At 68.1% G+C, this 25,850-nt stretch carries 26 protein-coding genes; 4 read left to right on the forward strand and 22 right to left on the reverse strand.

The window, feature by feature from the left end:
* The first annotated feature begins 111 nt into the window (after nt 1-111).
* A complete protein-coding gene (locus M3U25_RS12735; protein WP_355502951.1) occupies nt 112-1,389 on the forward strand; it encodes an MFS transporter in 1,278 nt (425 codons plus the stop codon).
* On the opposite strand, the gene M3U25_RS12740 is transcribed toward M3U25_RS12735, so the two are convergent.
* The 3 genes from M3U25_RS12740 to M3U25_RS12750 all read right to left on the reverse strand — a co-directional run bounded on the left by M3U25_RS12740 (nt 1,283) and on the right by M3U25_RS12750 (nt 4,358).
* The gene (locus tag M3U25_RS12740; RefSeq protein WP_355502949.1) at nt 1,283-2,152 is read right to left on the reverse strand and encodes an IclR family transcriptional regulator C-terminal domain-containing protein; all 870 of its coding nucleotides are present in this window, start codon (nt 2,150-2,152) and stop codon (nt 1,283-1,285) included. The two genes, M3U25_RS12735 and M3U25_RS12740, sit on opposite strands and share 107 nt — an antisense overlap.
* Before the next feature lie 212 nt (nt 2,153-2,364).
* A complete protein-coding gene (locus tag M3U25_RS12745) occupies nt 2,365-3,402 on the reverse strand; it encodes an NADP-dependent oxidoreductase (RefSeq protein WP_355502947.1) in 1,038 nt (345 codons plus the stop codon).
* On the reverse strand, nt 3,399-4,358 hold the full coding sequence (locus tag M3U25_RS12750; protein ID WP_355502945.1) for an aldo/keto reductase: 960 nt from the start codon (nt 4,356-4,358) through the stop codon (nt 3,399-3,401). Before M3U25_RS12750 ends, M3U25_RS12745 begins: the two co-directional genes overlap by 4 nt.
* 174 nt (nt 4,359-4,532) lie before the next feature.
* Here M3U25_RS12750 and M3U25_RS12755 point away from each other — a divergent pair, with 174 nt between their 5' ends.
* Together M3U25_RS12755 and M3U25_RS12760 are read left to right on the forward strand one after the other, a co-directional pair.
* Nucleotides 4,533-5,390, forward strand: coding sequence for a methyltransferase (locus M3U25_RS12755; protein ID WP_242159170.1), 858 nt, complete (start codon nt 4,533-4,535; stop codon nt 5,388-5,390).
* 85 nt (nt 5,391-5,475) lie between these two features.
* Nucleotides 5,476-6,012, forward strand: a complete 537-nt coding sequence (locus M3U25_RS12760) for a pseudouridine synthase (protein ID WP_355502942.1) — start codon at nt 5,476-5,478, stop codon at nt 6,010-6,012.
* A gap of 193 nt (nt 6,013-6,205) precedes the next feature.
* Here M3U25_RS12760 and M3U25_RS12765 read toward each other — a convergent pair whose 3' ends face one another.
* Nucleotides 6,206-6,619: a hypothetical protein gene (locus M3U25_RS12765; RefSeq protein ID WP_242159172.1), complete on the reverse strand. Its 414-nt coding sequence runs from the start codon at nt 6,617-6,619 to the stop codon at nt 6,206-6,208.
* 364 nt (nt 6,620-6,983) lie between these two features.
* The gene (gene hrpB, locus M3U25_RS12770) at nt 6,984-9,593 is read right to left on the reverse strand and encodes an ATP-dependent helicase HrpB (protein ID WP_355502940.1); all 2,610 of its coding nucleotides are present in this window, start codon (nt 9,591-9,593) and stop codon (nt 6,984-6,986) included.
* A gap of 97 nt (nt 9,594-9,690) precedes the next feature.
* Here hrpB and M3U25_RS12775 point away from each other — a divergent pair, with 97 nt between their 5' ends.
* Nucleotides 9,691-10,488: a TatD family hydrolase gene (locus tag M3U25_RS12775; protein WP_355502938.1), complete on the forward strand. Its 798-nt coding sequence runs from the start codon at nt 9,691-9,693 to the stop codon at nt 10,486-10,488.
* A gap of 134 nt (nt 10,489-10,622) precedes the next feature.
* Here the strand turns inward: M3U25_RS12775 and M3U25_RS12780 are convergent, their stop codons facing one another.
* The 17 genes from M3U25_RS12780 to M3U25_RS12860 all read right to left on the reverse strand — a co-directional run bounded on the left by M3U25_RS12780 (nt 10,623) and on the right by M3U25_RS12860 (nt 25,698).
* Complete coding sequence (locus tag M3U25_RS12780) at nt 10,623-11,126, reverse strand: hypothetical protein (protein ID WP_019798367.1); 504 nt, start codon at nt 11,124-11,126, stop codon at nt 10,623-10,625.
* 181 nt (nt 11,127-11,307) lie between these two features.
* Nucleotides 11,308-12,252 (reverse strand): 2-dehydropantoate 2-reductase, encoded by a 945-nt coding sequence (gene panE, locus M3U25_RS12785; RefSeq protein ID WP_355502936.1) that lies wholly within the window; start codon nt 12,250-12,252, stop codon nt 11,308-11,310.
* Nucleotides 12,253-12,422: 170 nt separating this feature from the next.
* A complete protein-coding gene (locus tag M3U25_RS12790; protein WP_355502934.1) occupies nt 12,423-13,442 on the reverse strand; it encodes an OmpA family protein in 1,020 nt (339 codons plus the stop codon).
* A gap of 142 nt (nt 13,443-13,584) precedes the next feature.
* Nucleotides 13,585-14,193 (reverse strand): hypothetical protein, encoded by a 609-nt coding sequence (locus M3U25_RS12795; RefSeq protein ID WP_355502932.1) that lies wholly within the window; start codon nt 14,191-14,193, stop codon nt 13,585-13,587.
* Complete coding sequence (locus tag M3U25_RS12800) at nt 14,193-14,861, reverse strand: TadE family protein (protein WP_242159181.1); 669 nt, start codon at nt 14,859-14,861, stop codon at nt 14,193-14,195. The genes M3U25_RS12795 and M3U25_RS12800 overlap by 1 nt, the downstream gene beginning before the upstream one ends.
* Entirely contained in the window at nt 14,858-15,244 is a 387-nt protein-coding gene (locus tag M3U25_RS12805) for a DUF192 domain-containing protein (RefSeq protein WP_355502929.1), read from the reverse strand. The genes M3U25_RS12800 and M3U25_RS12805 overlap by 4 nt, the downstream gene beginning before the upstream one ends.
* Nucleotides 15,241-16,131, reverse strand: a complete 891-nt coding sequence (locus tag M3U25_RS12810) for a type II secretion system F family protein (RefSeq protein ID WP_019795943.1) — start codon at nt 16,129-16,131, stop codon at nt 15,241-15,243. The genes M3U25_RS12805 and M3U25_RS12810 overlap by 4 nt, the downstream gene beginning before the upstream one ends.
* Nucleotides 16,128-16,976, reverse strand: a complete 849-nt coding sequence (locus M3U25_RS12815) for a type II secretion system F family protein (protein ID WP_242081467.1) — start codon at nt 16,974-16,976, stop codon at nt 16,128-16,130. The genes M3U25_RS12810 and M3U25_RS12815 overlap by 4 nt, the downstream gene beginning before the upstream one ends.
* Entirely contained in the window at nt 16,976-18,700 is a 1,725-nt protein-coding gene (locus M3U25_RS12820; protein WP_355502927.1) for an ATPase, T2SS/T4P/T4SS family, read from the reverse strand. The genes M3U25_RS12815 and M3U25_RS12820 overlap by 1 nt, the downstream gene beginning before the upstream one ends.
* Before the next feature lie 30 nt (nt 18,701-18,730).
* Nucleotides 18,731-20,110, reverse strand: a complete 1,380-nt coding sequence (locus M3U25_RS12825) for a pilus assembly protein N-terminal domain-containing protein (RefSeq protein ID WP_355502926.1) — start codon at nt 20,108-20,110, stop codon at nt 18,731-18,733.
* Between the two features lie 221 nt (nt 20,111-20,331).
* On the reverse strand, nt 20,332-21,180 hold the full coding sequence (gene cpaB, locus M3U25_RS12830; protein ID WP_242159184.1) for a Flp pilus assembly protein CpaB: 849 nt from the start codon (nt 21,178-21,180) through the stop codon (nt 20,332-20,334).
* A 42-nt stretch (nt 21,181-21,222) separates the two neighbouring features.
* Nucleotides 21,223-21,417 carry a hypothetical protein gene (locus M3U25_RS12835; RefSeq protein ID WP_160946803.1) on the reverse strand — a complete coding sequence of 65 codons (195 nt, stop codon included), beginning with the start codon at nt 21,415-21,417 and terminating at the stop codon, nt 21,223-21,225.
* Nucleotides 21,414-22,106 carry a hypothetical protein gene (locus tag M3U25_RS12840; protein WP_242159185.1) on the reverse strand — a complete coding sequence of 231 codons (693 nt, stop codon included), beginning with the start codon at nt 22,104-22,106 and terminating at the stop codon, nt 21,414-21,416. The genes M3U25_RS12835 and M3U25_RS12840 overlap by 4 nt, the downstream gene beginning before the upstream one ends.
* Nucleotides 22,103-22,933 (reverse strand): TadE family protein, encoded by an 831-nt coding sequence (locus tag M3U25_RS12845; RefSeq protein ID WP_355502923.1) that lies wholly within the window; start codon nt 22,931-22,933, stop codon nt 22,103-22,105. The genes M3U25_RS12840 and M3U25_RS12845 overlap by 4 nt, the downstream gene beginning before the upstream one ends.
* 11 nt (nt 22,934-22,944) lie before the next feature.
* Nucleotides 22,945-23,739: a hypothetical protein gene (locus M3U25_RS12850; protein WP_242159187.1), complete on the reverse strand. Its 795-nt coding sequence runs from the start codon at nt 23,737-23,739 to the stop codon at nt 22,945-22,947.
* On the reverse strand, nt 23,736-25,289 hold the full coding sequence (locus M3U25_RS12855; protein ID WP_355588617.1) for a pilus assembly protein TadG-related protein: 1,554 nt from the start codon (nt 25,287-25,289) through the stop codon (nt 23,736-23,738). Before M3U25_RS12855 ends, M3U25_RS12850 begins: the two co-directional genes overlap by 4 nt.
* 130 nt (nt 25,290-25,419) lie before the next feature.
* Nucleotides 25,420-25,698, reverse strand: coding sequence for a pilus assembly protein (locus M3U25_RS12860; RefSeq protein ID WP_242159189.1), 279 nt, complete (start codon nt 25,696-25,698; stop codon nt 25,420-25,422).
* Nucleotides 25,699-25,850 lie beyond the last annotated feature (152 nt).

Below are 25,850 nucleotides of genomic sequence, written 5' to 3' on the forward strand. Positions count from 1 at the left end.
GGCGGCAGTGGTTGCATTTTAAAACCTATCGACCTAGCCTGGAGCAAGTTTCGTTTTGAAACTGGAACCGGCAAGTCTTCGATCATGCAATCCGTCACCGCTGCGCCCTCCATGCCGCGTCGCCTGGTCTGGCTGTTCGCCATCGCCAGCGGCCTGAGCGTGGCCAACGTCTATTACGCGCAGCCGCTGCTGGATGCGCTGGCAGCGGATTTCCGCATCGGCCCGGCAGCGGTGGGCGGCGTGGTCAGCGCCGCCCAGGTCGGCTGTGCGCTGGCCCTGCTGTTGCTGGTGCCGCTGGGCGACCTGGTGGAGCGTCGGCGTCTGATGGCAGCGCAGGCGCTGGGACTGGTCGTGACGCTGGTCGCGGTGAGCCTGGCGCGGTCGGCGCCGGTGTTGCTGGCCGGCATGCTCGCCGTCGGCATGCTGGGCACGGCGATGACCCAGGGGTTGATCGCCTATGCCGCCAGCGCCGCGGCGCCGCAGGAGCAGGGGCGGGTGGTCGGTGCGGCGCAGGGCGGTGTGTTCATCGGCCTGTTGTTGGCGCGGGTGTTCGCCGGCGGCATCAGCGACCTGGCCGGCTGGCGCGCGGTCTATGCCGGCGCCGCGGCGCTGATGCTGGCGCTCGCGCTGCCGCTGTGGCGCTGGTTGCCGGCGCTCCCGGTGGCGCCGCAGCCACTGCGCTATCTGCGCCTGATCGCGTCCATGCTGACGCTGCTGCGGCAGGAGCGTGTGTTGCAGGTGCGCGGCGTGTTGGCGCTGTTGATGTTCGCGGCGTTCAACATCTTCTGGAGCGCGCTGGTGCTGCCGTTGCGCGCACCACCGTACGCGTTCTCGCACACCGCCATCGGCGCCTTCGGTCTGGTCGGCGCGGTCGGTGCGCTGGCGGCCGCGCGGGCCGGACACTGGGCCGACCGCGGCCATGCCCAGCGCACCAGCGCCGCGGCGCTGGTGGTGTTGGTGCTGGCCTGGTGGCCGCTGTCGTGGCTGCCGCAGTCGCTCGCCGCGCTGGTGCTCGGCATCGTCCTGCTCGACCTGGCCGGGCAGGCCTTGCACGTCACCAGCCAGAGCATGATCCTGCGCGACCGGCCGCACGCGCACGGTCGGCTGATCGGCCTGTACATGCTGTTCTACGCAGTGGGCAGCGGACTGGGCGCGATCGGCACGACCGCGACCTATGCCCAGGCAGGTTGGACCGGCGTGTGTCGCCTGGGGGCGGCGGTCAGCCTGCTGGCGCTGCTGTTCTGGTGGGCGACGCGACGGCTCGGCGCGGCCCCGGCGGCGCTCAGTCCAGCACCCGGCTCAGGCGCTGTGCCGCCTGCCGCAGTGCCGGCAACACCGTGCTCTGCAGGCTGCCCAGGGTCATCCGCGCTACCGAGCTGCCGACATTGAGCGCGGCCACCACGCGGTCCTGGCGGTTGCGCACTGGCACCGCCACCGAGCGCAGGCCGATCTCCAGTTCCTGGTCGACAACGGCATGGCCGTCGCGCTGCACGCGTTCGAGCAGCGCCTGGAACTGCGCACGGTCGGTGACGGTACGTTCGGTGCGCGGGCGCAGCGGATTGCGGTCCAGGTAGCTATTCAAGGTGTCGCCCGGCTGCGCGGCCAGCAGCACCCGGCCCATCGAGGTGCAGTAGGCGGGCAGGCGGCTGCCCGCACGCAGGCCGATCGACATGATCCGCACGGTTTCCGCGCGCGCCACGTACAGCAGGTCGTCGCCGTCGAGCACGCCCAGCGAGCAGGACTCGTGCAGGTCGTCGCGCAGCGCATCCAGCACCGGCTGCGCCGCCACCGACAGGGCGGCGGTGGACAGGTAGCCGCTGCCGATGCCCAGCGCACGCGGCAGCAGCACGTAGCCGCGGCCGTGGGTGCCGGCGTAGCCCAGCTTCTCCAGCGTGTACAGCACGCGCCGCACCGCCGCGCGCGGGATGCCGGTGTCGGCGCTGAGCTGGGCCATGCTGACGTCGCGGCTGTGCTGGCCGAAGGCGCTGAGCACGGCCAGACCGCGCGCCAGCGAGGTCATGAAGTTCGGGTCGCCTTCGCACTCGCCGATGCGCCGCATCAGCTCCGCGGCCAGGCCACGCTCGGGCGGGGTGGGGGCGGTGGCGGCACGCGCGGTGCGGCGTGCACGAGGGGGACGCGGGGAATCGGACATGGAAGCGGCGGCGGCGGCAATGCGTCCGATGGTAGTGGCTGCATCCGCGGGCGTCGATGCCGCGGTGTGCGCGAGTATCGTCATCCACCAGGTGGCGGATGAAGATCCTCGATCCTTGTAAGAGCGGCTTCAGCCGCGACCGGGCGTTCCCGGGGACGCCCGGTCGCGGCTGTAGCCGCTCCTACGAGGGGTTCGAGTTTCGGTCCCCGGCCTCAGTCGCCCAACCGCACCACCAGCTTGCCGAAGTTGCCGCCGCTGAGCATGTCGATGAAGGCCTGCGGGGCGTTCTCCAGCCCGTCCACCACGTGTTCGCGATAGCGCACGCGGCCCTCGGCCAGCCACGCGCCCATCTCGCGCAGGAACTCCGGGTACAGCTTGACGAAGTCGCCGACGATGAAGCCGCGCAAGGTCAGGCGCTGGCGCAGTACCTGGCCCATCAGCGCCGGGAGCCGGTCCGGCCCCGGCGGCAGGGCGCCGTTGGCGTTGTAGGTGGCGATGGTGCCGCACACCGGCACCCGCGCGAAGTCGTTGAGCAGCGGCAGCACCGCATCGAACACGTGGCCGCCGACGTTCTCGAAGTACACGTCGATGCCGTCGGTCGCGGCGGCGCGCAACTGCTCGGCGAAGTCCTTGGCGCGGTGGTCCAGGGCCACGTCCACACCCAGTTCCTCGCGCAGGTAGCGGCATTTCTCCGCGCCGCCGGCGATGGCGATCACCTTCGCCCCACGCAGCTTGGCGATCTGCGCCACCGTGGCGCCGACCGGGCCGGTGGCCGCGGCCACCGCGACGGTCTCGCCGGGCTGCGGCTTGCCGATCTCGTGCAGGCCGGCATAGGCGGTGAAGCCGGGCATGCCGTACACGCCGAGCGCGGTGCTCGGCGGCAGCGGCGAGCCGCGGTCGAGCTTGCGCCGCAGGCTGGCGCCGTCGATGACCAGATGGGTCTGCCAGCCGCCGTTCTGCACCAGCACCAGATCGCCCGGCGCGTGGTCGGGGGAATTGGATTGCAGCACCTCGGCCACGGTGCTGCCGACCATGGTCTCGCCCAACTGCACCGGCGGCGCGTAGGACGGCGCATCGCTCATGCGCCCGCGCATGTACGGATCCAGCGACAGCCAGCGGTTGCGCAGCAGCACCTGGCCGGGGCCGGGTGGCGCAAGCGGCGCCTGCTCGGTGCGGAAGTTGTCGGTGCCCGGCGCGCCTTGCGGGCGCGAGGCGAGCACGATGCGGGTGGTCTGGGTGGGGGCGGTCATGCGGTTTCCTCACTTGCGGTATTCAATTGCGCGATGTCTTCGGCCGACAGCTGCAGGCGCGCGGCGGCGAGCAGGTCCTGCAACTGTTTCAGGCTGGTCGCGCTGGCGATCGGCGCGACGATGCCGGGCCGCGCCATCAACCAGGCCAGCGCCACCTGCGTGGGCGTGGCGGCATGCTTGCCGGCGATGTCGTCGAGCGCGGCGAGGATGCGCAGGCCGCGCGCGTTGAGATAACGCGCGACCACGCTGGCGCCGCGCGCCTGGCTCTTGCCGGCGTCTTCGGCGCGGCGGTACTTGCCGCTGAGAAATCCGCTGGCCAGCGCGTAGTAGCACAGCACGCCCAGGCCCTGTTCGCGCACGAGCGGCTCCAGCTCGGCCTCGTAGCCGGCGCGGTCGTACAGGTTGTACTCCGGCTGCAGCGTCTCGTAGCGGGGCAGGCCGTACTGCGCGGAGACGTTCAGGGCCTCGCGCAGGCGCGCGGCGTTGTAGTTGGAGGCGCCGATCGCGCGCACCTTGCCTTGTTCGATCAGCCGCCCGAACGCCGCCAGGGTGGCTTCCAGCGGTACCGAATCGTCGTCTTCGTGCGCCTGGTACAGATCGATGACGTCGGTCTGCAGGCGCTGCAGCGAGTCCTCTGCGGCAGCGGCGATGTTGTCGGCGGACAGACCCGGGCGCTCGGCCCACTTTCCGACCTTGGTCGCGATCAGCACCTTGTCGCGCTTGCCGCTGCGCTTGAGCCACTGCCCGATCAGCGTTTCCGATTCGCCGCCGCGGTTGCCGGGCACCCAGGCCGAGTAGATGTCGGCGGTGTCGATGAGGTTGCAGCCGGCCTCGACGAAGGCGTCGAGCAGGGCGAAGGAGGTCTTGGCGTCGGCGCTCCAGCCGAACACGTTGCCGCCGAACGCCAACGGTGCCGCATGCAGGCCGGAGCGGCCGAGTTCGCGCGTGTGCAGCATGGAAAACGCTCCACTGTGGGGGAAGGCGACAGGATAGTCGCCAGGGGTTTGGCAACCGTCAAATGCTCGCGAAAACAGCGTTCCGCCAGCGTGATCCGCGCTAACGGGAGTGCAACATTCGGCCTTGCCGGGTCGCGTGCTAGGCTCGCGCCACCTCTCTTGCGGATGCCTGCCATGACGCTTCGAACCTCGCTCGCCTGCGCCTGCACCCTGGCCGTCGCCACCGCCTTGCTCGCTCCCGCGGCGCAGGCGATCAAGCCCGCCGACACCGCGACGCTGCCGGCGCCGGACGCATCGCTGCAGGCGGCGATCAACGGCAGCTGGCGCGACCGCGCCAACGTCGCCCGCGACGCCTATCGCCACCCCGGGCAGACGCTGGCGTTCTTCGGCATCAAGCCGACCCAGACGGTCATCGAGGTCACCCCGGGCAGCGGCTGGTATTCCGAGATCCTGGCGCCGTACCTGCGCGAGCATGGTCAGTACATCGCCGCGGTGGTGGATCCGGCAGCCGTGCCGGAAGGGCGCGGCCGCGACTACCAGCAGAAGGCGCGCGCCGGCCTGGAACAGAAGTTCGCCGCGGCGCCGGCCCAGTACGACCGCGCGCGCATCGTCGCGTATGCGCCGAACGCGCCGGTGTTCGGCCCGCCCGGCTCGGCCGACCTGGTGCTGACCTTCCGCAACGTGCACAACTGGCGCATGGCCGGGCAGGCCGAGGGCATGTTCAAGGGTTTCTACCAGGTGCTCAAGCCCGGCGGCGTGCTCGGCGTGGTCGAGCACCGCGCCAAGGCCGACGTGCCGGCCGACGACAAGAGCGGCTATGTCGGCCAGGCGCAGGTGATCGCCATGGCCGAGGCGGCCGGCTTCAAGCTGGCCGGCAAGAGCGAGCTCAACGCCAATCCGCGCGACAGCAAGGACTACCCGGGCGGCGTGTGGACGCTGCCGCCGAGCAACCAGCACGAGGCCGCCGACGACGCCAAGTACCAGGCGATCGGCGAGAGCGACCGGATGACCCTGAAGTTCGTCAAGCGCTGAGCCGGCGCGCGGGCGACGCGGCGCAGGTGCATGGGACAATGCCTGCGCCGCGCCGTGCGGCGCAGGCCCGCCGCCGTTCCCGCCGATGCTGATCGCCTTCAACAAGCCCTTCAACGTGCTGTGCCAGTTCACCGACCGCAGTACGCCGCCGCGGCGGACCCTGGCCGAGTTCGGCCTGCCTGCCGACGTGTATGCGGCCGGACGCCTGGACTACGACAGCGAAGGCCTGCTGCTGCTGACCGATGACGGCGCGCTGGCACATCGCCTCACCGATCCACGGCACAAGCAGCCCAAGACCTACTGGGTGCAGGTGGAGGGCGCGCCACAACCAGAACAATTGCAGCGCCTGCGCGACGGCGTGCTGTTGAACGATGGCCCGACCGCGTTGGCGCAGGTGGCATTGCTGGAGGCACCGCCAGCGCTGTGGCCGCGCGATCCGCCGGTACGCTTTCGCAAGAGCGTGCCCGATGCCTGGCTGCAGATCGTGCTGCGCGAAGGCCGCAACCGCCAGGTGCGGCGGATGACCGCGGCGGTCGGCCTGCCGACGCTGCGGCTGGTGCGCGCGGCGATGGGCGCGCACCGGGTGGACGGGTTGGCGCCGGGCGCGTGGCGTGCGTTGTAGTGCGTGTTGTGCCGAGTCACGCCTAGGAGCGGCTTCAGCCGCGACATGAGGATCTCGTAACCCTTCCGGTCGCGGCTGAAGCCGCTCCTACGTTGGAAGAGCGGGGGCGCAGCGAACCCATAAAAAAGCGACCGGGATCTCTCCCGGTCGCTGTGTGCGCCGCTGCGGCGGCCCTCAGGCCGCTCGCGCAACCTCACTCTTCGGTCGCGGCGTCCTGCGTGGCTGCAGCGCGGCGCGAGTTGCGGGTGCTGGCGGCGCTGCGGCGGGCGCCGGTATTGCCGCGCTTGCTGGCGGCTTCGATGCGCTGCGCATTGCCTTCGATCGGCGCGCCCTTGTCGCGCTGGCGCTTGCGGTAGATGGCGTAGCCGAGCAGGCCGACGCCCACCGCGGCGGCGGCGATGGCCACGGCCGGGTTGCGGCGCACTGCGGTGCGCGCGACCTTGGTGCCGGTCTTCACCGCACCCAGTGCGGCACCGGCCTTGAGCGCGCTCACCGCCTTGCCCGACTGCAGCCACTTGTTCGCCTGCGGGCCGAGATGCTTGAGGCTGTCGCCGGCGTGGCTGGCGAGATCCAGGGCGCGGTCGGTGATGATGGTCAGCTTGCTCATGGGCGTCCCCTACTGGCAGGAATGAAGGCCTGCAGTGTCGCCCCCGTGCCGTATACGGGGCGTTAGCGCAGCGCCGCGGATTCGTCTGCCGGCTGAATGCGGGGACGTGGGTGGCAACGCGCGATCCGCCCCGGCGTGCGCCGCGTGGGCCTGCGACGCGCTGCCGGTGGTGCGTCGCGCGGCGCCTGGCTTGTCGTCGGTTCCAGCGGCACGACGTTGGCCTTGCGCCTGCCTATTCGGTCCGATCGACCACGTTGTGTGCGTCCGTGTCGTCCACGGGCATGGACTGGCGTCCACTTCCTCCCGCTCCCCTTGCACAACTCCGCGCCATCGTGGCGAGCGTGCTCAAGCGATCAATGGTGGCCTAGGTACCGCGCGGCTTGGCGCGATGGCTGGCGGTGGCGGTCCAGGGGTCGTCCGGCCAGGGGTGGCGCGGGTAGCGTCCCTTCATTTCCTTCTTCACTTCCGGATAGGTGCTGGACCAGAAATTGCGCAGGTCCTGGGTGACCTGCAGCGGCCGGCCACCGGGCGAGAGCAGGTGCAGCAGCAGCGGCACGCGGCCGTCGGCGATGCGCGGGGTGTCGGCCAGGCCGAACAGCTCCTGCAGCTTGACCGCCAGCACCGGCGGCTGCGGCTGTCCGGCGTGGTCCACGCTGTAGTCGATGCGCCGTTCCATGCCCGAGGGCACGGCGATGCGCACCGGGGCATAACGGTCGATGGCCTGGCGCCGGTCCCACGGCAGCCGCGCCTTCAGCGCCTCGCCCAGCTCGTCCTCGCCGAGCGCGTCGAGCCGGGTCTTGCCGGCGAAGGCCGGGCGCAGCCAGTCGTCGAGGCTGTCCAGCAGCGCGGCATCGCCCAGGTCCGGCAGCTCCAGTTCCGGCATCCACTGGCGCAGCCCGGCCACCCGCGCGCGCCACTGCGCCAGGCCCTCGCTCCAGGGCAGCGCCTGCAGCCCCAGTTCGCGGACCGCCTCGGTGAGCGCTGCGGCCGCCTGCGCCGGCGCGACGCGGCCGGCGGGGCGGCTGTCGAGCACGATGCGATCGAAGCGGGTCTCGCGTAGCGCGCTCAGCGCGCGCCGTTCGGGATCCCAACGCACCACGTCCTCTTGCGCGAAGCGCTGCGGGAATTGCGCGCGCAGATAGGTCTCGTCCACCGGCGCGGCGCGCAGCAGCAACGCGTCCTTGGCCTCGTGACGCAACTCGGTGGCGACCAGCCAGGGCTCGCCGCGCAGGTCGCTGTTGTCGAACAGGCGCGCGCTGCGGCCGTTGGCCAGCAGGTAGCGCAGCGGATCGTTCGGGTGGCGGGTGCCGATGCGGTCGGGAAAGGCATGCGCCAGCAGATCGCCGAGTTCATGCGCCTCCACGCTGTCCGGCGCCGCGGCGTCGCTGCGCAGGCGCCGCCGCCACTGCTTGGCGGCCGCGTCGATCGCCGCCAGCGCACCGCGGTTGGCGTCGTGCGGCACGCGGCCGCGTCGGAACGCGGCCAGGGCGCGCCAGCGCGCGGCCAGCGCATCGCCACCCTGGCGCAGCGGGTCGCGTGCTTCGATCAGGGCGGCGAGGTCGCAGGCCAGCGCCTGCGCGCGCGCATCGCCGGCGGCCAGCAGCATCGCCGCCAGGCGGGGATGGGTGCCCAGCGCGAGCATGCGCCGGCCGCTGGCAGTGATGGTGCCGTTCGCGCCGAGCGCGCCCAGCCGCTGCAGCAATTCGCGGGCGGCGGCCAGCGCGCCGGGCGGCGGCGGATCGACGAAGCGCAGGCCATCGCTGCCCCAGGCGGCCAGTTCCAGCGCCAGCCCGGCCAGTTCCACCTGCAGGATCTCGGCGCGGCGCTGCGCCTCCAGGCGCTGCGACTGCGGCCACAGCCGGTAGGCCCAGCCGCTGGCGACACGGCCGGCGCGGCCGGCGCGCTGGTCGGCCGAGGCCTGGGCGATGGCGGTCACGTCCAGCCGCGAGAAGCCGCTGTTGGGATCGTAGTGCGGCTCGCGGGCCAGCCCGGCGTCGATCACCACGCGCACCCCGGACAGCGTCACCGAGGACTCGGCGACGTTGGTCGCCAGCACCACGCGCCGCCGGCCCTGCGGATCGGGCTGCAGCACTTTGCTCTGCTGCTCCACCGGCAACTCGCCGTGCAACGGCAACACCTCGACCCCGCCTTCTTCTCCCTCCGGGAGAAGGTGGCGCGCAGCGCCGGATGAGGGGGCGCCGGAAGTGGTGTCTGCTGGGGCAACGCTCGACGCGGCGGCGGATGCCCCCTCGACGCCAACCCCCACCGCCGCCAGCGCCGCCTGCACCCGCCCGATCTCGCGCTGCCCGGGCAGGAACACCAGCACGTCGCCCGGATGCTGCTGCAGCGCATGCTCCACCGCACGCCGGGCCTGCGCTTCCAGCGATTCCTCGCGTCGCGCCGGGAAGTGCGCGATCTCCACCGGGAAACTGCGCCCGGCGCTGGACAGTCGCGGCGCGTCGAGGAACTGCGCCAGGCGCTCGCCGTCCAGCGTGGCCGACATCACCACGATGCGCAGGTCCTCGCGTACCTGCGCCTGCACGTCCAGGGCCAGCGCCAGGCCCAGGTCCGCGGCCAGGTGGCGCTCGTGGAATTCGTCGAACAGCAGCGCGCCGACGCCCTCAAGCATCGGGTCGTCCTGCAGCATGCGGGTCAGGATGCCCTCGGTGACCACCTCGATGCGGGTGCGGGCGGAGACCTTGTTCTCGAAGCGGATGCGGTAGCCCACGGTCTCGCCCGGCGCTTCGTCGCGCTGCCGGGCCATGAAGGTGGCGGCACTGCGCGCGGCAACCCGGCGCGGTTCCAGCATGACGATGCGCCGGCCCTGCAGCCAGGGCGCATCGAGCAGCGCCGGCGGCACCTGGGTGGTCTTGCCGGCGCCGGGCGGGGCTTCCAGCACCAGGCGCGGATGGGCGGCAAGGCTGTCGCGGATCTGCGGCAGCAGCGGATCGATCGGAAACACGGCGGACGTCATCGGCCAAGGATACGGGGCCGCCGCGCCGCTGTAGAGCGGCGTTCTGGGCCGGACCCGTACAATCGGCGCCTTTCCCGGCTGATTCCCGCGCAACCGCATGACCCTGATCGACATCGGCGCCAACCTCACCCACGAGTCCTTCGATCGCGACCGCGACGCGGTGCTGCAACGCGCCCGCGCCGCCGGCGTCGCGCAGTTGGTGGTCACCGGCGCCAGCCGCGAACACTCGCCGCTGGCGTTGCAGTTGGCGCAGCAGCACCCGGGCCTGCTGTACGCCACCGCCGGCGTGCATCCGCACCACGCGGTGGAGTACACCGCCGAGTGCGACGCCGAACTGCGCGCGCTGCACACGCACGCCGAGGTGGTGGCGGTGGGCGAGTGCGGCCTGGACTACTTCCGCGACTTCTCGCCGCGGCCGGCACAGCACCGCGCGTTCGAGCGGCAACTGCACTTGGCGGTGGATACCGGCAAGCCGCTGTTCCTGCACCAGCGCGACGCCCATGCCGACTTCATGGCATTGATGCGCCAGTTCGACGGCAAGCTCGGGCCGGCGGTGGTGCACTGCTTCACCGGCAGCCGCGAGGAACTGTTCGACTACCTGGATCGCGACTGGTACATCGGCATCACCGGCTGGCTGTGCGACGAGCGCCGCGGCGCGCACCTGCGCGAGCTGGTGAAGCACATTCCCGCCAACCGGTTGATGATCGAGACCGACGCGCCGTACCTGCTGCCGCGCACGCTCAAGCCCACGCCCAAGGACCGGCGCAACGAACCGGCGTTCCTGGCGCACATCGTCGAGGAGCTGGCACGCGATCGCGGCGAGGACGTGGCGACGGTCGCCGCCGCCAGCACTGCCGCCGCGCGGACGTTCTTCCGTTTGCCGACGCCGGCCTGAGGGCAGGCGCCGGCCGGTAAACAGGTGTAGGAGCGGCTTCAGCCGCGACCGGGCGTTACCGGCAAGGCGTCGTCGCGGCTGAAGCCGCTCCTACGAAAAGCGCAATGCGGCCTGCCGGGCGGCAGCCGCCCGCCTCACTCGACCTGCGCGTCCTCGCGCTTGGCTTCGGCCATGGCTTCCGGCTCCAGTTCCTCGGCGCTGCGGTTGAGCTTGACGAACACGCCCCAGGCGACCAGCAGCAGCGCCGCGCACAGCCCGACCGCGGCGGCGTAGGGCAGCTTGGCCGGGTCGTCGTGCATCAGTTCGAAGATCGACACCAGCGTCTCGATCGCCAGGGCGATGACGATGACCACGAAGAACCGCGACAGATAGCGGCGCACCCGGGTCGGTCCGCTGACCTTGACGTCGCGCTGCACCTCTTCCTCGTAGATGGTCTGGCCCAGCTCCAGGGTCACCAGCGCCACGGTGAGCAACCCGATCGCTTCCAGCACCACGTTGAAGCGGTCGCGCACCACCAGTTCGCCGCCCGGCGTCAGGCCGTACCAGAGCTCGAGCACGGCCATGCAGATCAGCCCGGCCGCGCACAGCAGGAACAGCAGGATGATGAGGAAATGCCCGCCGCGGAACAGTTTTTCCATGCGCGTGCCCGTCGCTTGCCCCTGTGTGGTGGGCGAGCATAGGCGCCAGGCACGTCAGCGGCGCGCGAAGACGCAGCGCCGCCCTCGGGACGGCGCGGGTACGGCATTGCCCGGAGCACCGTGGCCGGCGTGCGCAGGGCAGGAGCGCGTTGCGCGCGGCACTGGTGTCCCGCGGCAAACCTCAGCGCGCGGGAAGGCCGGCCTGGTAGGCCTGCAGGTGGCAGTACGCGGCCATCAGCAGCGGTGCCTCGTGCCCGGCGGCGCGGGCGCGGGCGAGCATGTCGCCGACGATCTGTTGCGCTTCCACCTGCTGCCCGGCTTCCAGGTCGCGCAGCATCGACGCCTTCATTGGCGATCCGGGGTGGGTCAGCAACTGCAGCGCACTGGCCTGCGCCGCCTCGGGCACCGCTTCGCCGGCGGCCGCGGCCACCGCCGTGCACTCGGCATACAGGCCACGCACCAGCGCCACGCCGTCGTCGCTGGCGACGATGCGCCCGATCGGCGCACGCATCAGGCAGGTGGCTGCGGCCAACGCGGTGAGGAAGGTGTACTTGATCCATTGCTCCTGGGCGATCCGCGGCGTGGCCAGGTGATCCACGTCGGCGTGCGCGCATGCATCCGCCAGGGCGCGCACGCGCGCGCTGTCGGCGCCGCGGCCGTCGCGCTCGCCGAAGGTCAGCGAGGCCGGCTTGGCCAGGTGCTGGATCGCGCCATCGGCATCGAGCACCGCACTGATGAAGCACAGCCCGCCGATCACCCGTTCCGCACCGAAGCGCGCATCCAGCGCCCGGTAGTGGCGCAGGCCGTTGAGGATCGGCAACACGCTGGTGCCGTCGTGCACGGCCGGCGCCACCGCGGCCAGCGCACTGTCCAGGTCGTAGGCCTTGCAGCTGAGCAGCACCAGATCGAACGGCCGCGCCTGCGCCGCAGCGGGCAGCGTTTCGGCGGTGAGCGTGTTCACCGCGATCGTCGCATCGCCGCGCGGACTGCGGATGCGCAGACCGTCGCGCTGCAGGCGCGCGGCCCGCGGCGGCCGCACCAGGAAGCTGACATCGACGCCGGCCTGGGCCAGGCGTCCGCCGAAGTAACCGCCGGTCGCGCCGGCACCGAGAATCAGGATACGCATGAGACGTGGATCGTCATGGAGTGGGAGGCGTCCGACTGCGGGAACGCATGCCGGCAAACGAGCGTGTATGCAGCGCGGTCGACGATGCGACGCAATCGGCTATGCCGTTGCGCCGCATCGCGCGCCGCACGCGCCGTCAGCTGACTGCACGTAGCGGCGACCAGTGCGGCTCAGCTCTTCTTCACCAACTCGACGCGGCGGTTCTGCGACTTGCCTTGTTCGGTCGCATTGTCCGCCACCGGATCGGCATCGCCGAAGCCGGCTGCGCTCAGCCGCGACGCATCGATGCCCTGCGCAACCAGGGCCGCGACCACCGCCTTGGCGCGGCCCTCCGACAGCGTCTTGTTGTGCGCGGCATCGCCGGTGCCGTCGGTGTAGCCGTTGACGGCCAGCTTCAACGCGGCGTCCTGCTTGAGCAATTGCACGACCTGCGCGATCTGCGGCTGCGAGTCCGGCAGGATGTCGGTCTTGTCGGTGGCGAAGTTGACGTGCAGCGCCACCTTGCCGGTCTTGTCGATCTGCGTCTTCAGTTCGCTGGCCGGCAGCAGGCTGGCGGTGACTTGCAGCGGCTTGGTTTCGGCGATCAGCAGGCCGCCGCCGAACTGGTAGCTGCACAGATGGATCCAGATATCGCGATCGGCGCGATGCACCACGAACACCTGCGCCGGGTTGTTCCAGACATCGCCCAGGCCGCTGTTGTACTTGGTGGCGACATCGCGTGGCCACTCCTTGATCTTCTGCGTGGCCGCTTCGGGAATCCGGCCATCGAAGATCTTCTTGCCGCCAAGTGCCGTGACGACCGCCTCGATGTTGCGTTCCAGTTCCAGGTCCGAGAAGGTCTTGCCCTGTGCGGCATCGATGTGCGCGGACCAGACCTTGCCCTCGACCGGCTGCAGGCGATCGCCGGTCCAGAACGGCACCTGGTCGAAGTCCGCAACGTCCGGTGTGCTGCTGGTGACATAGCCCGTGGGCAACGCGATGTAGGGGAAGTCTCCCAGCGGGACGTCGGACACCGGCAGGCTGGCCGGGTCGAATGCCGTGCTGGCGGCAGCCTGCTGCGTGGGAGCGTCCTGCGTGCTGCTGGCAGTCGCCGCGGGGGCCGTCGCCTGATCGTCGGGATGCGCGGGCTGCTGCTCATGCTTCTTGCACGCGCTCAGACTTGCGATGACGGCCAGGGCCAAGGTCGCCACTACTGCTCTTTTCACAGAGATACTCCTTGTCGGGGGACGAACCAAACTAGTGTAACGGCGAGATCGATCGATCTTGCCGCAGAACGATGAATCCGCGTCGACCAACGATGGCGACGCGTGCTTGGTCGCAATGGAAACGGGATCAGTGCGCGAGGTCGGGGGGCTGGAACAACGCGTCCGGCTGCGGACCATAGTCGACGCGCTGGATGTCCCATTGCTGCTGCTGTTCCAGCCCGGTCTTGCCGCGATAGGCGAGCACCAGGCCGGTATCGCGATCCAGCCACATGGTGCCCTGCCGGGTCCTGCCAGGACCGTCCGGGTTGGCCAGGCGATAGCGCCATTGCACCGCGGAGCGGCCCGCGTGCAGGCCGCTGTCGCCTCGCTGGCAGTCGGCGAACATGCCCAGGCCCGAACAGGGCTGTTCCGGGTCGAAACGCAGCGGCCAGCGCATGCCGGGAACCGGCATGGCACCGCCCTGCTGGCCGACGATCCAGCCAGTCGGCGCATCCTTCGCGAGGATCAGGGCATACGACCGACCGCTGGCATCCTGGAACTGGATGCGCAGCGCGCCGTCGCGAAAGAACACCGTCGCCGGCTGCGCCGCGCCGCGCGGCTGGATCCGGCTCAGGCCGCCAAGCTCGTTGGTGGTCACCTGCGCTACGCCAGCGAACCCGGCGTCCTTGGCGTGTACCACGCCGGCAAATGCCTGGCACAGCGCCACCACGCACGCCAGCCGTGTCTGTCGACGCATCACTTGTCCAGATTGCCCTGCGTATAGATCGGCGACTGCATGCGCACGATGGCGTAGCTCTCGATCGGCAAGCGCCTGGTGAATGGCTGCAGCGGAGACGATTCGAACGTGCCTGGCTTCAGGTACTGGGATTTTCCCCCCAACACCCAGTCGACAAAAGGAACCACCAGCGGCGCGTCGTAGACCACCTTGATCTTGAGGATGTTGGCGTCCTGCACATTGACGCCGCTGCTGCCGACCGCATCGCTGCGATACGCGAGCGTGTCGTTGGGCAACGCATACTGGCCGTTGTACTGGCGTTCGCGGAAGTTGCTCCACGCGGCGCGCGTCGGATTGATGACCGTGATGCGGCCATGCAGCGTGAGGTCGGCGAACGCCTTGGCGTATGCCACTTCAACCGCGGCTTGACCCGTGTCGTTTGCATACAGCGGCATCATGCCCTTGGCGAAGCCCTTGCGCATCTCCATGCGGTCCACCCCGCTGACCGCGCCCGCGCGCGCCGCCATCAGCGCGGCATAGTCGAGCGTGGACTTCATGCGGTACAGCAGCACGGCCTGGATGACGGCAAGCAACAGGAACAGCAGCACCGGTGTGATGATCACCAGTTCCACCATGGATTGGCCGCGCATGGACGAGCGGCTGCGCAGAGCGCGTACGCGTGCTTTCATGACCGGGCTCCCGAATAGGATGGCACCGGCGCGGTTGCGCGCCAGTGCCAGTGTTCGCCGCGTTGCGGTTGCAAGCGGTCCAGCGCACCGCCATGGAACTCGATGGTGGCCGCGGCGCGCCGGCACATCGCGGTGCGATACGGCCTGACGTTCTCGCGCCACTCCAGCACCACATCATCGTGACCCAGGAACACCAGATCCAGCGGATAGCCCATGCCGATGGTATGCACGCTGGCGCAGGGGCGGATCAGCAAGGCCTCAGAGCCGTCCGTGGCCAGTGCCGGGCGCACCAGCAGCCCGCGCGCGCGCGACCACCAGGTATCGGCCGCCCACACCTGCGGGATCGGGATGCCGGCGCTGCGCTCGATGCATCCGCGCTTCACAGGATGCCCTCCTGCAGCATCTTCAAGTAGATGAAGTAGCCCAGGAAAAGGAAGATCAGCGGGAAGAAGAACATCACCAGCGGCAGCATCATCTTCACCGGTGCTTCCAGTGCCAGCTTCTCGGCACGCAGGAAACGTTCCTCGCGGCGCTGGTTGGCCTGTGCGCGCAAGGTGTCGCTCAAATTGGCGCCGACCTTGTCGGCCTGGATCAGCGCACTGGTGAAGCTGGTGATCTGCGCGATGTCCATGCGCTCGGCCATGCGCCGCAAGGCCTCGGCGCGCGGCAGGCCGGCACGCAGATCGCGCAGCATGCGCGAGAACTCCTGCGACAGCGCCCCTGCGGGTCCCTTGGCGACTGCCTGCTCGATGCCGCCGGTGACGTTCAGGCCGGCCTCGACCGACATGGTGATGAAATCCAGGTAGACCGGCAGATCGCGCACGACGGTCTTCTGCCGGGCCTTGCGCCGCTCGCCCAGCCACAACGCGGGGTACAGCCAGCCCAGCACGCCGCCGAACAGTAGGCACATCAAGCCCGAGCCGATACCCAGATGGCCGAGCATCCCGGTGCACAGCAGGAAAAAAGCGATCACCACCAGCGCGCTGGCCATGCGCAAGCCGTAGAACTCTTCCGGCGTCAGCGTGTAGTCCTGGCCGGCGGCCTGCAACTGGCGATGCGTCTGTTCCAATTGCGCCACGCTCAGGCGCGGCGCGATGCGCCGGGTCAGCACCGTCACCAACGGCCACATCAGTTGCATCAGCCGCGGTAGCGGGTCGTAGTAGGTGCGGTCTTCCAGTTCGACCTCGCGGATCACGCCGCGCGTGCCGATCACCACCAGCGCGACGGCGCCGGCAGCCAGAAGAGCGATGAGGACGAGCATCCAGGTCATACGTCGATCGTCATGATCTTCTTGCAGAGACGGTAGCCCAGGTATTCCATGACCAGGCAGATGGTGATCACCACCCAGCCGTGCCAGCTATGGAACATCGGCTGCATGGTTTCGCTGTACATCAGGCTCAGATAGCCGATCAGGAACACCGGCAGCATCGCCATGACGATGCCCTGCAGGCGGCCCTGTGCGGTCAGCGACTTCACCTTCTTCTCCATGGTCAGGCGTCGACGCAGGGTCTCGGCCAGGGTCGCCAGGGTTTCCGCCAAGTTGCCGCCGACTTCGCGCGAAATGTTGACCGCCGAGACGAACAGTTCGGCATCGGTAATGGGCACGCGCTTGCTGAAGTTCTCCATCGCCTCTTCGGCGCGAAGCCCCATGTGCTGCTCGCGCAGGACCAGCGCCAGTTCCTGCGCCAGCGGCGGTTGCCCGTCGTGGACCAGCACTTCCATCGCCGGCGCGAAGCCAACGCCGGCACGCAGGCTGCTGGACAGCATCTGCAGCGCGTCGGGGAGCTGCTCCTGGATCTTCTCCAGCCTGCGCTTGCGCAGGAATGCGTAGACCTTGCGGGGCGCGAAGATCAGGAAGATCCCGATCAGCACCGCGATGACCAGGCTGCCGGTCAGCATCCAGATCAGCAATGGAATGATCACCATCACGATGGCGCTGATCATGTACACCTGGGCCGGATCCAGGAACAGGAACATGTCCGCGAGGTTCATACGGGCCTGGTCCATGAAGCTTTCGCGGTAGCGCTTCAGGAACTGCTCGCTGGAGCGCGCGATCAGCAGGATGGCCATCGCGGTCCCGGCAAACACCAGCAGGGCGATCAGCCACAGGCCCATCAGCGCGCGCCTCCCTGGTTGCGGAAGATGCCCAGATCCACCGACACGCCGCGCTCGGCGAGTTCCTCGTAGAACTCCGGCACCGCACCGGTCGCCACGAAATTGCCGGCGACCTTGCCGTCGGGGCCGTGGTAGGTGGTGGGCTTGAACAGGAACAGGTCCTGCATCTGGATGGTGCCGCTTTCGATGCCGGTGATTTCGGTGATGTGGCTGACCTTGCGCGAGCCGCAGGGATAACGGCGCTGGTGCACGATCAGGTTGACCGCCGACGCGATCTGTTCGCGCACCACGACCATCGGCAGCTCCATGCCGGCCATCATCACCATCACCTCCAGGCGCGACAGCGTCTCGCGTGGGTTGTTGGCGTGCGCGGTGGTCAGGGAGCCTTCGTGGCCGGTATTCATCGCCTGCAGCATGTCCAGACACTCGCCGCCGCGACACTCGCCGACCACGATCCGATCCGGGCGCATACGCAGCGCGTTCTTGACCAGGTCGCGGATGGTGATCTGGCCCTTGCCCTCCATGTTGGGCGGGCGGGCTTCCAATGCCACCAGGTTGGGCTGCACCAGTTTGAGTTCGGCCGCATCCTCGATGGTGACCACGCGGTCGCCGTCGGGGATGAAGTTCGACAGGATGTTCAGCAGGGTGGTCTTGCCCGAGCCGGTACCGCCGGACACCACGATGTTGCGGCGCTCGCGCACCGCCATGATCAGAAACTCCAGCATCGCCTCGTTCAGCGAGCCGAACTTCAGCAAGTCTTCACCCATCAGCCGACGCGTGGCGAACTTGCGGATGCTGATACTGGGCCCGCGCAGGGCGACCGGCGGGATCACCGCGTTGACGCGCGAGCCGTCCTTCAGGCGTGCGTCGACCAACGGCGAGCTTTCGTCGATGCGCCGCCCCAGGGGCGTGACGATCCGCTCGATCGCCGCCAGGCAGGCGCGTTCGTTGGAGAACACCACGTCGGACTTCTGGATGCGACCGGCACGCTCGATGAAGATGTCGTCATGGGAATTGACCATGATTTCGGTGACGGTCGGATCGTCGATCAGGTCCTCCAGCGGCCCCAGTCCGATCGCCTCGTCCAGCACCTGCTTGGCCAGTCTGCGCGGGCTGATGTCGGCCGGCAGATCGCTGAACTCGCGCTTGAGGATGTCGTCGATCAGGTTGATGGTGCTGTCGCGCAGCGCGCTGTCGTCCATGCTGCGCACGTCCATGCGCCGCAGATCCATCTGCCGCACCAGCGCCATATGCAGCTTGGTGCGCCAGGTGGCGATGTCCGACGGCGGCGGGCCAGCCACCACCATGTCGGTTGCCGCGGGCGCGGTCGGCAGGCGGTCGGCGGCGGCCTCGCTCGCCGCCGCAGGCGCTTCTGCTGCCCTGGTGGCGGCGCCGTCGTTGGCGGCAGGCGTCTGCCGGACGATGCGCGCATCGTCGCCACTGACCTTCAGCATGTACTGGCCGATGCGGATCTCGTCCTTGCCGTCGATCGGCCCCTGCTTGGCCAGCACCACCTTGCCGTTGAGCGTGATCGGCTCGCGCCCGCCCAGGGGCAGGATGAACACGCCCTCGTCCTCGCGCAGCAGGGTGGCGTGTTTGCCGGCAATGTTCCAGCCCTGCAGCATCACCAGATTGGCATCGGCGCGGCCGATGCCGCACTCGCGGTGCATGCATTTGACCTGACGCGTGTCGCCTCCTGGCGTATTGATCAGCACTGTGAACATGGCGGTGAACCTTGCGCTCCGTGGGGTGGATTACTTGATCAACTTGTCTTGGCGGGGGCTGATTTCGTCCTGCAACTCCTTCTCGATCCCCTGGGCGCGCTGCAGGTCCTGGAGGTTCTCCGGCGAGGTGGGGCTGACGATGCGCGGGGTCACGAAGATCACCAGTTCGGTCTTGTTGCCGCGGAAGCCATCGGAGCGGAACAGCTTGCCCAGGATCGGGATGTCGCCCAGCAGCGGCAGCTTGTCCACGGCCTTGGAGGCCTCCCGATCGAGCAGGCCGGAGATGACGATGGTCTGGCCGGCAATGACGTTCAGCTCGGTCTCGACGCGCCGGGTGAGGAAGCCGGGAACGCCCTGCACCGATACCGACGGATCGATCCGGCTGACCTCGGCCATGATCGAGGTATTCACCTGATTGGACGAGTTGACCGACGGGTTGATGTTCAGGCGGATGCCGTACTCCTTGTACTCGATCTGGGTCTGGCCAAGGATCGACGGCACCACGATCGGCACTTCGCCGCCGACCAGGAAGGTCGCGTTGCTGCCGCTCTTGGCGCTCAGCTTGGGTTGCGCCAGCACCCAGGCCTTGCCGCGGCTCATCAGCAGGTTGATCTTCGAGGCGATCGTGGTGGCGATGCCGAAGTAGCCCTGCGGCCCGGGCAGCTTGGTGGGCAGCTGGTCCTTGATGTCCTGGAAGGTCTGGTTGTCCTGCGGCAGTACGCGGAAGTAATTGTTCGTGGTCACGTCGCGGATGAGGCCGCCGATCGGACCATCGATGGTGCTGTCCCAGCGAATGCCCAGATCCTCCACGGCGTTCTTGTTGAACTCCATGATGGACACGTCCATCTGCACCATCGGCCGCATGCCCACCGGGTCGGCCCCGGCGAAGTTCAACACCTGCGGATAGATCTTCTGCAACGCCTGGATTTTTGCCGTGGTGGCCGCGTCGACGTCGTTGCCCGAGATCACCACATTGGAGCCGATGGCCCGCACGGTAACGCCCGGCGTATTGCCCAACAGTTCGCGCACGGTCTCGGCCGCACCTTCGGACTTGCTGCCACCCACCGTCACGTTGACGTCGCGCTGGCTGCCATCGGCCATCCATAGGTGGACGTTGGTCTCACCGGGCTTGGTGCCGATCATGACCAGCTCGGACTTGCCGACCGAGAAGACGCTCAGGACCTCGCCGTCGCCGACCGCGATGCGGCGCAGTGCCCCGGGTACCCGCCGCACCACGGCCTCGCCCGCATAGATGCTTTGCGACGGCTGGATCAGCGGGGCGACCGACGGCTTCTTGTCGCCGGCCAGAGCGACGCCGCCACCGGCTGACGAAGAGCCGCCGTTGCCCAGTTCCTGGATCTGCGATTCCACTGTCTGCTTGAGCTGGTCGACTTGGCGCCCTTGCGCCATCAGTCGCGCCTGTTCCGCCGATGTGGCATCCGCTGCCTGTCCGGCCGCCGGCGCCGGTGACGGCGCCGCAGTGTGCGCGGCTGGCCGTGCGGCTGCGGCGTTGGTGGCGGCCTGTTGTGCCGATGCGTTCCATCCCCCGGTGCCCGCCAGCAGCAAGCCGGCCAACCATGGCGCCGATGTCCCGGCCTTGCTCCTGCGACGGCGTGTTGCTTGCGTCATGCTTAACCCTTTCCGCCAATGATGAACTCAACGCGGCTGCTTCCGCTGCCTGTGTTTGCCGGATCGCCCGATCCCAGCGATCGCAACAACTGACTCTCGCTCATGCCCGTCGCCGCACCCGGCGAGGTGTCCTGTACTTCGCGCAGCAGCACGCGTACCGCGCCCACCTTGGAGGCAACGGCCAGCTGCTTGGCCTGGTACTGGTCCAGCTCAAGGGTGACGCTGGAGAAGCCGGTGGAGGTGTTGGACTCCTCACCTTCCTTCGGCGTCGACGCCTCGCCGATCCGGCTGCCGGCCGCGAGCACCTTGATCTTCTGCAGCAGCGGGAACACCTGTGCACCCGCTCCCTGGCCGCCAGCGCTGCCGGCACCGCCACTGCTGGTGGCGGCGTCCTTGACGAAGAAGATGTCGATCAGGTCGCCCGGCGCGATCATGCCCGAGATCGAATTGTTCTCGTCCACGCTCATCGTGTAGGCGACCTTGCCTTTGGGAATCAGCCGCGAGAACTGGTCGTACAGCGGGACCAGGGCGCTGGCGCTCAGCGGCGCACCGCCACGTGCCGGCGCCCGCAACATTCGGCCTTCGAACTGGGTGTGGTTGTCGGGCGTGACCGCATCGGCGGGAGCGAACTCGGCCGGGACCGTGCGCAGGGCCAGATCGCTGCCCTGCAGGATCGCCCCCTGCGGCAAATCGTTCACCGGTACGGCAACGTCGACCATCGGCCGGTTGTCCTGGGTGCGCTCGGCGACGGTGGTACGGATATAGCTGACTGCGATGAAGGCGGCCAGGCCGGCCATGACCACCGCGATCAGGATGAAAAGGACGTTCTTGCTGAGTTTGGGTTTCTGCATTGAAGAGGCGCCGTCGGGCAGGTCATCGCGAGGAAAGGGGGATCACCCCACCAGCACGTCCGACGCCGAGATGGCGTAGACGAAGGCGGCATAGAGATCTTTCAGGGCTGTCACCACCTCGGTGATCACGTCGGGCTTGGCGATCAGTACGATCACCAGCGCCATGACCACCACGGTGTATTCGATCGTGGACTGACCGCGCTGAAGGCGTCGGTCGGGCAGGGCATGCGCGTTCATTCGACCACCGCGACGATCACGGTACCGGTGTGTCCGCGACTCGAGGTCACGGTGACGCGATCGTCCTGCCGGGTGAAACGGGAAACGCAGTGCGGGCTGTTCGCCGTGCAGGCCGACGAAGACCCGTCGCGCGCATAGCCCTGCCCGGCAAAGTACCGCGCGTAGTACTGCTGGTTCTGCAGCGGCGTGTAGCGGTTGAGCATGCTCAGCGTCCTGACATGACGCGGCGTGTCCATGTAGACGATGTCCTCGGCGACCTGCGTATCGGGCAGCCGGCCGAAGCCCTTGCCGACGCCGTCGGCGGGGAGGTCCTTCTTGGGGACCTCCATGACGCCGATCTGGCCCTGCGTGCGGTTGGCGTCCCCGCTCAGTTCCACCGTGATGTAGTAGCCGCTCTTGGTCATGTGTCCGAGCACGGTCTTGTTGCCCATCGGCGTGGTCACGACGGCGTTGCCCCACTCCTTGCGATAGAACTGCTCGACCTGCTTCGGCGATTCGGCGACCCGGAAGCGGCTGGCCCGCATGGCGATACCGTTGTAGAGCATGTGCTCGGACACGATCTCGCCCGAGGCCTGGTCGGGGACCGGCACCTCCGGCCAGTCCAGCGCATGCGCCTGCTGCGCCGCGGCCGTCGACAAGAGCGCGCCAAGCCCGCCTGCGAGCATGCGGTGGGAAACGCGCGGACTCATGGCTTGCCCGGCTTGACCGGGTAGTTGGCGAGCTTGTCTGCAGGCACGACATCCGGCTCGATCGCCCCCAGCTCGAGATCGCCCAGAGAGCCGACCATGGGCAGGATCGGTGTCAAGGGCTTCAGCAAGTCGAAGACCCCGTCCAGCCCCTCGAAGTAGGAGACCGGCGCCAGTGGGCGTACTGTGGCGATCACGCTGCGCGCACCGCTGCGCGGACCGGAGGCATTCCAGGCATCGGTCAGCAGTGTCTGGTGACGCTTGTCGGCCAGATTGAGGTTGTCCAGCGGCTCGAGAAAGCGCGCGGGTCGGCCGTCTGCGGTCTTCAGGTCGCGATAGTTCAGCGTCACTTCCGCAGTGACGTAGCCGCTCTTGCTGGGCGGAAAGGCATTGTCGAAATAGTTCTTCGGTAGCAACTGGGCTGCTTCGTCGACGTAGCCGGGAGAACCCTTGTTGGCAGTACGCGTGACCGACAGGTCGCGCTTTTCCAGCAGCTTCTGGTTCGAGAAAGTATTGAGCATCTGATCGGAGAACGTCCCGCTGCTGACGCCGGACGTACGGCTGGTGATGGGCGCGTCTGCATCGGCGAAGTTGCGGTCAAGCGCCTTGCTCTGCAGCACGGCGCGGCTGGCCGGCTGATAGTTCTTGGCTACGCTGGCTTCCCAGGCGGCGTTGCGGGCCGCCTGCATCGCCATCTGCTTGCCATGCCCCAGCTTGGCGACGACCGGGATCAACAGGAACAGCGGCACCAGCACAGCGGCGCACACCGCCAACTCCACCATCCCCTGTCCGCGCATCTTGCGCGCTGGTGTAAAGAGCGTCGTCTTCATCCTGTGTCCTCCTAGTTTTCTTCCTTCTCACCTGCCACGTTGGAAGGAATCAGACCGCTGCCGAGACTGAACGACTTGACCTGCAGCACGCAGCCGTTGCCGCCCTGCAGCGGCTTGGCCTCCAGCGGAATGGATTGCAGATACGCACCGGCACCATCGATCGTGCAGCCGGCCGCATCGCCGGGCGACTCGGAAAAGCCCCACTTGCTGCCGCCCGACCACATGCACACTTCCTGCTTGCCGTTCTCCCAACGCGTGCAGGGCTGTCCCTTTACCTGAGCGTCGCCAGCCAGTTTCCAGCCGATGGCCTGCACGGTCTGGCGCTCCTGCGCGCGCGCACTGCTGTCGATGGCCATGTACATGCCGTTCGCGTCTTCGATGGCGTCCTTGTCCGTGTGCTCCTCGAGCTTGACCATGCACGCAGCCTGCGCGCTATCGCCATCGGCGCCGAGGGTCCAACTGACCTGGTGCGCGAACTGCCGATGCGCATCGATCATGATCTCGACCTCGCCGGTTCCCAGCTTGGCTTCGTCCTGCGGCGAAAGCGCACGCGTGGGCATGCCGGAGCCACGGCAGGCTTCCAGCTTCGCCTGGTAGTTCTTGCGTTCCAGGTTTTCGCCCCCCATGCGCGACTCCCAGGTCAGGACGACATGGAGGGCGGGCAGCGACCTGACCCCGCTTTCCGAGGAGGAATCCCCGCCGTTGCCGCCCTCGGTGGCGTCGTGCGACTGGCAGCCGGCGGTGGACGCCAGCGAGGCCATGCAAGCAAGCGCCAGCGCACGGGATCGGTTGGTCAATAACATCATGGAGCGGCCACCAGGAGTGTTCGGTCGGAAAGGGGGGTTTGCACCAGGCGCGCCTGCCAATACGGACTGAACAGGCTGCCTTTTTCGAACTTGCTATCGCCTCTGCCCCATACCGAACGCCGGAAGGCGCTGAGTTCGTAGGGACGATTGAAGTAGACCTGCGCACTGGCCATCGCGCGCAATTGCTCGCCGCGCGCCTGATCCTTCAGCTGCATCCGTCCACTGCCGATCTTCAGCGCCGAGCTGGTGCGCGCCTTGTCGACCCGGGTGCCGACTTCGACGGTGTAGATCGGCCCGGCATTGGCACCCTCGGGCTGCTGCGAGTAGGCGTCCTTGACGTCCCGATAGCGAGGGCTGATGCCGTAACGATAGCTGTTGATGAAAGCTTTGTTGCGTTTGAAGTCCGGCAGGACGGCCGGATCCCCTTCGATGAATGCACCGGCGATGTCGCTGCGTTTGGTGCCGTTGTAAGCCCGATAGGTGCGATTGTTTTCGTAGGGCGACCGCCATCCCCGCCCGTTGTTCATGCCGGGAAAGAAGTTGGGTTTGCGATTGTCGACCGCCTGGGTGCCAGCCCAGCCGATCGGAATCTTGAGGGTGGTGACAAGCAGCGGAAGCTTGAGTTGAAAGGTGTCCACGGCCGACCACCGGTCGTACTCGACCATGTCGGTGCCGCCGTTGTTGTTGAAGATGCCGAACGCCGTGCCGTCGCGTGCACGCGTGAACGTATCGCGCGACGCCATCACCACATTGCGGTAGCGCTCGCCGCCCTTGTTGGTGCTGGTCAGGCCGCGGCGTTCGCCTGGGGTATAGCTTTCCAGCTGATTGCCTGCGGAAAGCACGTTCTTGGCCAGAACGCCCTTGCCGACCACGGTCAAATCGGCATCGGGCACATTGTCCTTGACCACTTTGCTGGCCATGGCGAAGACGTTGGCCTCCGACGTGAGGTCGCCCACCGCCGCCTCGGCGGCCAGCGCGTAGGGATGATCGAGCACTTGATCCAATATGCCGATGGTGGTGTCCGCTGCCCGCAAAAAGGTTTGGCGAAATATCTTGAGCGTTCTGTTGATCACCGTCATCGCGCGATCGACGCCGATCAGGACTTGACCAAGGGCCGGCACCCAGAACAGCAAGACTTCCGCGACCTCTACGACCTTCTCGAAGTGCACCGACGATGAGTGCACCATGGTCAGCCAGGAGTTGAGACTGACGATCTGCGCGACGGCCACCTCGTTGGCGACGCGTCCGCGATTGAGATACGCCGCGAAATTGCGCGCGCGCGCCTGCTCGACGGCGATGCTGTACGCCGCGGCATCGGCGGCATTGGTGAGTTCGACCTTCTTGCCGACCACCTGTCCGGTGTTGAAGGTCACCAGCAAGCCGACGCATAGCACCATCAGGAAGACCAGCACCATCGGCATTGCCTGCCCGCGCATCCTGGCGCGAGCGCAGGTCGGCCCTTGGGCGACCGTCATGGTCGAGGAATCGGCAGCGGCGATGATCACCATACAGCGTCCTTCGGGCAACACCACGCCGAGGGCACGACGCATGCGTCGGACCCGGCTGGTTCCATGGGATTGAGGAGCTAGCTAATGCGCAGAAGCCTGTGGACGGCTCCTGCCGGTACGACCAACGGCAGGCCACCATCTGCCCGTCGTCGGGCAGATGGTGGCAAGAGCGTTACTTGTTGCCGTTGTAAGCGGCCATGCCCTTGTCTTTGTCGGCCTGCGCCTGCGCCTTGCCGGCGTTGGTGCCAGCGCGGTTGATCATCTGGCTGGCATCCTGCTTGCCCGACAGCTCCTGCGCCATACCGGCAACCTGGCTGCGGACGGTGCCGCCGAAGAACGTGAACACGCCGATCGCCGCGATCGCGATCAGGGCCACGATGATGATGTACTCGGTCATACCCTGGCCGTGCTGCTTGCGGCCGAAGCGGATGGGCTTGCGTTGGATCTTCATCTGATTCCTCTCCTTGGCTCGATCGCCCAATTACCGGCAACACACAAGCGTGCCCCGCGGCAACGTGTGGCGAGTGGGTTCATTAAGTGAAGTCGTTCACGGAGACGAAGCTGGTCTCCGGCCCGCGCTTTACGTCCAGTAAAGAGATGGTG

Source organism: Xanthomonas sp. PPL134, assembly GCF_040595915.1.
Lineage (GTDB): Bacteria > Pseudomonadota > Gammaproteobacteria > Xanthomonadales > Xanthomonadaceae > Xanthomonas_A > Xanthomonas_A indica.